The organism is Roseibium sp. TrichSKD4, from assembly GCF_000148725.1.
In the GTDB taxonomy this organism is placed as follows: domain Bacteria; phylum Pseudomonadota; class Alphaproteobacteria; order Rhizobiales; family Stappiaceae; genus Roseibium.
Window position 1 is genome coordinate 188,564 of sequence record NZ_GL476321.1, and the last position, 9,293, is coordinate 197,856.

Below are 9,293 nucleotides of genomic sequence, written 5' to 3' on the forward strand. Positions count from 1 at the left end.
TGCCTCGGCATGCGTGCCAATAAACGGTTCTTTCCATGGACTTTTTCGAAATCCTTTGCGAGAGCAGCCTCAATCCTGCGCTCCGCCCGAATTGAGAACTTGTGCACCACCTCAATCAATAAATCGATCAGACCGTCGGTTACTTCCCTCTCGCGATGCGCCAGATAGATGGCATAGAGCCCGAAACGGCGGTCCCGCGGGTGGCGGCGCATGTCCCGGCCGGTTTAGTGTCCGACACGCCGCCGGAACTCCGAAAGAAGTGTTGTGTTTCCGCACTCCATGATCCAGGCAGGAAGCTGCAAGTCTCGAATGAACGTCAGCCGTTCGACCGAAACTAGTACATTCTCCAAGCATGGAGAGCCAGGGTCCGACGTGAGGCTATCAAAGCCTGACTCGGTGGTACTCGGGGAAAGAGACGTTTCCATTCTGCGGATCGAGGACGGTAACAGGCTATTTGAAATGCGTTCAAATAACTGAACTTCGAAAGTTCGCCGTGCCGACCTTGTCAGACGCGCCAGCTCTCCGCTAGGGGGACTTTGCAGCTTCTTATCCCAACACCACAGACAGGAGCGTTCCATCATCCCTTCGACGGTTTCTCCTGAAGGGCAAACCTCCGATGTTAGCCATTGTATGAGCTCTTGGCGATCCACAGCCGACATCCGTCGCACCTCCAGGTACCGCAATATCTGTTGTCTGTTGCGACGATTGGTACGGCTTGTGTAGTCATAGTCAGAGAGATGCGACACATCGGCATCAACTTGTTGGCCCAAATAACATATTGCTTCATTCGGCAGATCATCAATACTTTCGGGAAATTGACCTGTTTGCTGGTAGTACTTTAATTGTGCAGCAAATACCAAACGGGACCGAGCATCCATTCCTTCAATCAAGGAAACATCATCGAAGCTGAGACTCCAACCGCGAGACAAATTCTCAGCACTTAAACCCCGGTCCATATTGTTTCCCAAATCCAGCCGTAATCACATACCATTTAAAGCAACAGGATTATGCACACCGTGTGAAATCTCGATAGAGGAAAAATGTTTTTCATCAGCGCGGTCCAAAGCGGAGAATTGACTATGCAGTCCTGCGCAGCTCGTCACATCGTTAAATGTTCATGGTATGTTTCGATTCATGACCATTTACGCAGCGACGCTCACACTGGGCCTAACCCTCCTGCCGTCTTCGCAGAAGAAAAATAGGTGGACGACTTTTACGCCGCCCGCAGCAGGATTATCCCGCCGCTACCGTGGTCGAATTTTGCACCGCCGTTATGCCCATGCCAAACAGTTCAAGCGGATGCGCCGGGAACTCAAAAAGCTGAAGACCTATCTGGGCCGGGTCTATCGCGACATCTCCCGCAAGATCGCAGGCAACGAAGGTCTTGAGCACCGGTTCTCCCGTCTGCTGGGACTGGTGGAGCGGCTTCTGGCCCAGACCCCCAAGGACAAAAACAAGATTTATTCCATGCATGCGCCGGAAGTGGCCTGTATTGCCAAGGGCAAGGCGCGAACACCTTACGAGTTCGGGGCCAAGGTTGGCATTGCCACGACCAATCGGGAAGGATTGGTTCTTGCGGCGAGGGCTTTTGAGGGCAATCCCTATGATGGGCACACCTTGAATGACACCATCAGTCAGGCTGAGAAAGTCTGCGGCACCAAAGCTGAGCGTGTCTATGTGGACCGTGGCTATCGGGGGCATGATTATGAGGGCGACGCCAAGGTCATGATCTCCGGCCAGAAGCGCGGGCTGACGGCACAGATGAAGCGTGAGCTGAAACGACGATCAGCGATCGAGGCCACCATCGGCCACATGAAAACAGATGGACGACTTGACCGGAACTTCCTCAATGGCAAAAATGGCGATGCCATCAACGCCCTGCTGGCCGCAGCCGGTCATAACCTGCGTCTGATCCTCAATGCACTGATCATTTTGCTGCTCTGGATCACAAACCCCATCCCCAAACCGGTCAAATCGAATATTTGCGTATTGCTTCGGCCACGCGCAACATCAATGGCTTAGACGTTGTTCAGGGCGGACTAAGTGTAATTACCCACCCCCTTCTTGTAGATGCGGGTTTAGGCTTGGAGGGTTTGCCGTATGGCCTGGAATGGGGTGATGGCATAGAGCTCTTCGGTATCGATGACGGAGCGGACGCCGTTTGTTATCTTGCGGCCGACGACGGCCGGGCGGAGGTCGCGCTCGCAGCCGTTATTTGTGGGGTCTACCAGTCCGGGCGGGGCAGCGGCGAAGGTCAGGAGCTGGTCGCGAGCGTTGGCGATCTTCTGCAGAACAGCGTCAGTTTCCGTGCATCCTGTGCGTCTGGCGAGGATTCCTCCAATGCGTTTGTCGAGATCGCGGACCTTGCGGGCGACGGTCGAGGCGGCCAGCGAGCCAACGCCGCGCGCTAGTACGAAGGCGTCCCTAAACCAGAGCTTCAGGGCCAGCCCGGTGCGTTCGCAGCCAATCTCCAGCACCCGGGCCGCGTCGCGGGCGAGATGAGCGAGGCACGTCTGATGCCGCTCGCCATGGCCCTGCTGGGCCGAGTAGCGATCCGAGGTCCAGAAGGTGGGGCGATGGCCGCCCATTACATCCCGCACGACCTGCGCGCCCCGGCTGAACGCCATCTCATGCAGGACGGCGTCCCTGGAGCGAAACACCCATTGATAGGCGTTCGTTCCCTCGATCCGGACCCCGGTCTCATCGCTGGCCACCGCTTCGGCTTGGCGCAGGCGAGCAAGGATGTCCGCCTTTCTGGCAGAAAAGTACGCGCCGCCGCGCCGGAAGATATTGCCGAGGGCCCCTTGGCTGATCGTCAGCCCGAACACATCCGCGAACAGGGCCTCCAACCGTTGGTAGCTGACATGCTGGATGTGCCGCAGGTAGAAGGCCAGAGACGAAATGTTTGGTCCAAAGGGCGAGCCGCAGGCCGCGGTGGGAACCGGGGCCTTTACCGCCGCGCCGCAACCCGGGCAGGTGCAGGACAGACGGCGATGACGCTCAACCTCTGGCGATATCACAGGAATGTCGATCCGGTCATATTCTCCGATTACCTCTCCCGCCGCATCCGCACCAATCGCGGTGCCGCAACCCGGGCACAGGTCAGGACGATGATCGATGATCCGGTCCGGGGCGGCGGCGAGGCTGCGATGGTGCCCTTCATGCCCAGGCTTCGCGCCACCCGGCTTGCTCTGCTCCCGCTTCTCCTTACGATCCGTAGAGGGGGGCTTCGAAGATGTGCGCGAGGTCTTCGCAGGACGGTGCAGCTTGGCCTGAACCAAAAGATACGCCTCAACCAATTCGCCCTTGCTCAGCTTTTCAAGATCGTCGCGATTCATCCCATTTGTGAATCACGCTTCAACCCGAAGCGCAAGGGGGTGGGTAATTACGACTAAGTATTATCTACTGCACGTATTGCTGGACCTTTCGAAATTTCGCTTTAGTGATCAAATTTTTTTATCACACTCGAAAAAATAGGTTTATTTTATCAATTTAATTAATGCGTTTCTCGGTCACTCTATCAAGTGTCCAAGAGTATTCGCTGAAAACATCTCTGGGCGTATCGATAAAGCTGAAATGCTCAGAGGAGGCCCCGATGGTTGATAACGTAAAAGGTTTTGGTTCGGACGCACTGTTTAAATCAAATATGCTTGAAGATATTGGAAAAAAATCAGAGAAACTTCGAAGCGTCCTAGATATGCATGGCAATTCAAAATCGGCACTTACGAGTTCAAGTTCAAACGTTGCGATGTCTGCATTGATGGAGCAAGGCGGGGGGGCGGTTGTTCAGCTCGTGACACCGCAAACGGCGTTGGCCAATGTGCTCCGGGATGCGGGCAGCCGTCGCTCGAAAACGAGTGAAGGCGAACTTTCGCAGATCTTTTCCAAAAAGGCTGGAAGCGATGGCAAATCGACCGGCCAGGCCGCATTCAAACTTTTGGAAGATTGGGCAAGCGGCAAGGGAGAAAACGCTCCGAAAGTGGTGGTTCTCAGCGATGAAGCGCTCGGTGGCAACGAGGGTGCTTATTCAGCAGAAACGAATACGATTTACGTCAATCGCAAGCTTCTGAACAATCCGAAGGCGCTAAGGGAAGTCATTCGCAAAGAAGTCGGTCATTACCTGGATCGGGAACTCGGTGGCGGCGATTCTAAGGGGGACGAAGGTGCGCTGTTCGCCGACGCGCTTTGGGGCGGATTGAGCAAGCAAGAAAAAGCAGCAGCCAAGAATCGGGATGACAGCGGCACGGTGAAGTTGCCTGATGGCAGGGAAGTCAAGGTAGAGTTCTCTTCTGGCCGGGATGAGACCGTCTTTGGCCAGGATTTCAGAGTCCACACCGGAGAGCAAAGAACGGGCGAGGGACACCTGATCATCGGAGAGCACAACGAATTTGAGGGTGGTTGGCGAATTGGGAATTCCTCATTCAAGTTGGTCGCGCCAGATGGCACCGAGACCACTACGCACGACTTTTCGCTCGATCGCCATGGCCGCCTGATTTACACCGGCACCGGCAATCCCTGGGACATGGGCACACTCAAAATTGAGGTTCATATCTCAGATCCGAATTCTCCCGATGGCACCCGCGCCGTTACCCACACAGTCGTTTTGGGATATCGGGAGACACTTCCGCAAACACAGCAATCCGATGCAAGTCTGTCTGGTCCGCAGGAGTTGACCGTTAACGGCCAGGAAGCGAGTTCGGGAGGCGGCCGGGTCGTCGGAGAAGGTTTGCAGGTAACCGGTGCCGGCCAACAGATCACGATCACCAACACGCACAATGAGCAAGCGGAAGAACAAAGCAGCTACGGGTACTACCGCAAGGATGAAAACGGCAATCCCGTCGACGGCAAGATTATCTGGAACAATGTGCACACGACCCGCGGCCAAAAAATGGCGCTCGAAAATTTCGATCCCGACAAGTACGGGTTCTTTATCATACCGGATGGCGGCCGCCAAAACCCGGATGTTGAGAACCATACGGAAGTCAAGTTCGTCAAAGGCGAGAACGGCGAATGGGTGCCGGTCCTTGCCGACGGAACTCAGCTTAAATCCGCTGATCCGACAGGCGCAGCCTATTTTGACGATCCCAAGCTGAACCCGGAAGGCAAGGTGCATAATCGGGAGGCAACTGGAAGACTGCCGCCCGAGAGCAGCGACGAAGATTACAACGACGTCCAGGTGACGATGCAAACTGGGCCCCAGCCCGTTACCTTCACTATCAAGGTCAAAGGTCCGGACGGCTCGCTGACCGTCACAAACGATTTCCACGTCAACGAAAAAGGCCAGCTCATCTACACCGGTGAGGGCAATGCCTGGGATCACGGCGAGCTTGTCATTGAAGCGACAACCGCCGACGGCCAGACCGTCAGCCGGAACGTCGATGTAAAGTACCAAGGGGCCACCCCCGCCGTTTCTGTCGACGAAAACACCTACGGAGCTTCCTTCGATGCTGCTAAGGTTCTAAATTCGGGCGGCACGGCCGGTTACACTTACCGCATCGTTTTCGGAAACGAGGACGGCAAATTCAAAATCGACCCACAAACCGGCGAAGTAACGGCCGAGGGCTTGGATTTTGAACAGGCCTCGTCGCGCACACTGGTTGTGGCGGCCACGAATGGTGGCAACACCAGAACGGGTACATTTACCGTCGCGGTCAATAACGAGAACGAAGGCATTCTCTTCTCCAATATCGGCGGTGTGGTATCGGCGAAAAAGGACGCCCCGGCAGGCACGACGCTGGGCCGCGTGGATGCCCAAAGCCTGGATGGCAACGAACTTACTTTCGGTCTGAAATCGCCGAGCGACGACTTCTCCATCGATCCGAAAACGGGTGAGATAACCAAGAAACGGTCCGGTGCCTACGAAGGTGGCTATCAGACCGTGGTGGTCGTCGTAAGTGATGGCACATCGAGCCGTGAGATCGCCTGGAAGGTCAAATTGGGCGACGAGGCTAGCCCGCTGTTCGACACCGACAGCAATTTCCAGGTCACCGAGAACGCGGCCTCGGGAACAAGGGTTGGTACGCTGACACCAAGGAACGGCGGCGATGGTACTGTAACGCCGCAATTCGCGATCACCGGCGGCAACCTGGATGGCGCATTTTCCATCGACAAGGACGGCAATATTCAAGTCTCTGGCGACGTTGACTTTGAACGGAGCCCGGATGGCAAGCGGGTTCTTGAAATAACCGTTTCCGACGGCTTCAACGCACAAAAGGTCAAGTCACGTCAATGTCCAAAATGTTGAAGAAGCTCTGAAGTGGTTGTCGACCGGAGTTTCGAAGCAAAATCCGATGCTGCGGCCGGGGACAGCCTGTTCAAACTCGAAGCGCGCGGAGAAACTGGCAGGACGCTGACCTATTCGATCGAAGACAACAACTTTGATCCTCTTTTTGAGATTGGCGCGGATGGCACGATCAGGGCGAAGAGAGACTTCAAGGCATCGGATGCCGGCAGCCACTCTATCATTGTCGAAGTCTCTGATGGAACAACGAAGGTAACCCGAACGATCAACATTGAAGTTGGTTCAGGGCGGACGCTTTCTACCGACAAGCAGCAATTGCTCACAGGTCAAGGTTTTGATCAGGCAGGTGGAGCCGTCATCGGCAAGGTTGAGGCGTCGACTTCAGACAGTGCGTCAGGTCCGATCGACTATCAGATTGTCAGCGACACATATGGCGGTGCGTTTACGATCGACCCGAAGACCGGCGAACTTAGCTCAACCGGTTCAATCATACCTGGGCTGTTCAAACTTAAAGTCCGCGTCAAACAGGGCGACCAATTCCAGATCGTTACTGTTCTTGTCAAAATGAAGCCGCAAGAGGACCGGAAGCCGGACGTAATTGGATCGCAGGCGGTTCTGTTGGGCGCCGGCGATACCACCTCCGATGGCCAGGTCCTGGGGCAGGTCAGCGCGTTCAACTACGACGGAACACCACTGGAATTCGAAGTTACGAAGGGCGACGAAAGCAAGCTGACCGTCGACAAGAACACCGGTCAGATCATAGCCAAAGGGTCTGATGTCCCAGAAGGCGTTTACGAAATTACCGTTCGCAACCCGCGCAACGGACAGACACAGACAGTTTCGCTTTATGTAGGAAAAAAACGTGAGGCGGCCTGGAGCCATGTTTCTGAAAACGAAGGCAAGACCATAACCGGCAACCTGACCGGAACTGAAAACCTGTTCTTTGGCGCGGATGGCAAAGTCATCAAGGACGAATTGTCGACGAAAGCTTCCAAAGCGTTTGAAGCACTCGGCGCAGAAGAAAAACCGGAGCCGAGTACCGCGCGAAAACAATGGGACACCATGATTTCGTCGCTGACGACACTCGCCAAGGAAAATCCGCAGCAATTGCGGCAGATTCTGCAACAGGCCTATCCGAACGCAAAACCAGCTCAGATTGATGACCTGATCAAGCGGATCGCGTCTGGCGACGTGCCTGTGCCGGCAGCCTTGCATACGGTGAATTTCGCAGCCGGAAGCACCACTCAGGGCGCCTACACGAAAGAAGGCGGTGGCCAGATCTTCATCAGCCGCAAGCTCAAGGACCCGGATGAGATCAACAAGGTTCTGATGGAGGAACTCGGTCATCACTTCGACGCCTTGCTGGGCACTGACGACAGCCCGGGTGACGAAGGCGCCATCTTTGCGCGCGGCGTCGCCAATGGTGGACCGATCAGTCAGGGTCAGTTGAACCAGCTCAAAACGGAAAACGACCGGGGTACCTTGAACGCCTTCGGTCAGGAGCTTCCTGTTGAATTTGCAGGAGAAACAACGCTGCTGCTCGAAAGCATCGTGAATTCGGAACAGTTGTCACGGAGCGGCGCCGGGAAACTGGGTATTCGCGCTGCGCGTGGCTTGATGCGCGCGGGTAGCACCGTGAAAGACTTTTTCAGCAACCTCTTGAGCCGCGCCAGCTCGGCCAGCAACACCGCAAGTGCTGCTGAGGAAATCCCGTTGATCGAACAGGGCAGCAGCAGTGTTCTTGAAGGGTTTGAGGGAGCAGGTGCCGGACTGGAAGGTCTGGGAGCGGGTGCCGGTGGCGCTGGCGGGATCACCATCTTTGGCACGCAGGTACCAACTTGGGCGGCCGTCGGTGGAGGTGTCGTGGTCGTCGGTGGCGGTGGAACCGGACTGTTCTTCGGAATTCGCGAGGCTGTCAGAAAATCCTATGGCAATACACCGGCAGACTTCGGCAGCGCGCCATCCAGCGTCTCAATCAACCCCGCCGATATCGATGGCAGCACGGACATCGACGGCAGTTTCTCGGCGAGCAAACCATCCTACGCGAGCGGACCGGTCAGTTACCACTTGACCGGTCCGGATAAGGACAAGTTCACGTTCGAGGACGGCAAGCTGGTTTACATCGGCTCAAAAGACGATGTCGGCAAAACTCTGCATGTAACGATCGTTGCGGAGCATGATGGCTATGATGCGCCGCAAACAGCCTCTCACCCGGTAACCGTGAGCTTCTCCAACGCAGCTCCAGCCTTTTCCGGAAATCCGCCTTCATCCGTCGCCGTCTCGGTGGACGATATCAGGAAGGGCAACGTCAATATCGGCCAACCTTTCCAGGCAACCGATGCAGACGGAAACGTGGACGGCACAGTTACGTTCACGCTCAAGGGGCCAGATGCGAACAAGTTCAGCATCGTCAACGGGCAGTTGAAGTACATCGGCACGGAAGAACAGCTCAAGGATGGTCTTTCAGTTGCCGTGACCGCAAGCAGCGGCGAAGGCAGTAGGGCCACAAGCACTGACCATGTTGTGAAGGTTTCGCTGGGCAACACCGCACCGCAATTCGCCGACGACACGCCAACCGATGTTGGAATATCGGCACGTGACGTCCTGCGAGCGCCGGAAGGTGGCGTCAATGTCGGGGCACCGTTCCGCGCAAAGGACAAAGAAGCCGCAGAAGACAACCCCGTCACCTATTCGGTGAGCGGACCGGACAGCGACAAGTTCAAGATCGATCCTGCAACCGGGCAGTTGAAATACATCGGCACGCTAGAACAGCTTGAAGCTGGTCTAGCGGTCACCGTCACCGCCAGCAGCGGGGAAGGCGAACGAGCTGCCAGCACGGACTTTGTCGTAAATGTTTCCATTGCGAACACCGCCCCAAGGTTCGCAGAGGGCACACCGACACAAGTTGCGCTGACTGAGACCCAGTTTGCAGGTTCGCCTCCAGGCGGCGTTAACGTCGGCTCACCGTTCCAGGCAACGGATGACGAAAATGACGAAGTGACTTATTCGCTTACCGGCCGTGACCCCAATAAGTCCAAATCGGGGCTGACGG

Annotated in this window: 5 protein-coding genes and 1 pseudogene; 3 read left to right on the top strand and 3 right to left on the bottom strand. The window is 55.9% G+C overall.

All coding sequences use genetic code 11. The features are described from left to right. A partial coding sequence (locus TRICHSKD4_RS31960; protein WP_247642873.1) for a hypothetical protein occupies positions 1-212 on the bottom strand: 212 nt, incomplete at its 3' end. 12 nt (positions 213-224) lie between these two features. Continuing rightward, positions 225-956, bottom strand: coding sequence for a DUF4158 domain-containing protein (locus TRICHSKD4_RS31965; RefSeq protein WP_009469710.1), 732 nt, complete (start codon positions 954-956; stop codon positions 225-227). Positions 957-1,248: 292 nt separating this feature from the next. On the opposite strand from TRICHSKD4_RS31965, the pseudogene TRICHSKD4_RS27245 reads away from it, so the two are divergent. Next, a pseudogene (locus tag TRICHSKD4_RS27245) lies at positions 1,249-2,022 on the top strand (IS5 family transposase); the annotation flags it as partial. Between the two features lie 56 nt (positions 2,023-2,078). Here TRICHSKD4_RS27245 and TRICHSKD4_RS27250 read toward each other — a convergent pair. After that, complete coding sequence (locus TRICHSKD4_RS27250) at positions 2,079-3,338, bottom strand: IS66 family transposase (RefSeq protein WP_009469713.1); 1,260 nt, start codon at positions 3,336-3,338, stop codon at positions 2,079-2,081. Between the two features lie 257 nt (positions 3,339-3,595). Here TRICHSKD4_RS27250 and TRICHSKD4_RS27255 point away from each other — a divergent pair, with 257 nt between their 5' ends. Continuing rightward, on the top strand, positions 3,596-6,244 hold the full coding sequence (locus TRICHSKD4_RS27255) for a cadherin domain-containing protein (RefSeq protein ID WP_009469715.1): 2,649 nt from the start codon (positions 3,596-3,598) through the stop codon (positions 6,242-6,244). Between the two features lie 12 nt (positions 6,245-6,256). Next, on the top strand, positions 6,257-9,293 hold a 3,037-nt coding region (locus tag TRICHSKD4_RS27260), incomplete at its 3' end, for a cadherin repeat domain-containing protein (protein ID WP_009469716.1).

Excerpts from the sequence above, each read along its gene's own strand:
- TRICHSKD4_RS31965 (WP_009469710.1), bottom strand. The coding sequence starts at position 956 with ATGGACCGGGGTTTAAGTGCTGAGAATTTGTCTCGCGGTTGGAGTCTC.
- TRICHSKD4_RS27250 (WP_009469713.1), bottom strand. The coding sequence starts at position 3,338 with ATGAATCGCGACGATCTTGAAAAGCTGAGCAAGGGCGAATTGGTTGAG.
- TRICHSKD4_RS27255 (WP_009469715.1), top strand. The coding sequence starts at position 3,596 with ATGGTTGATAACGTAAAAGGTTTTGGTTCGGACGCACTGTTTAAATCA.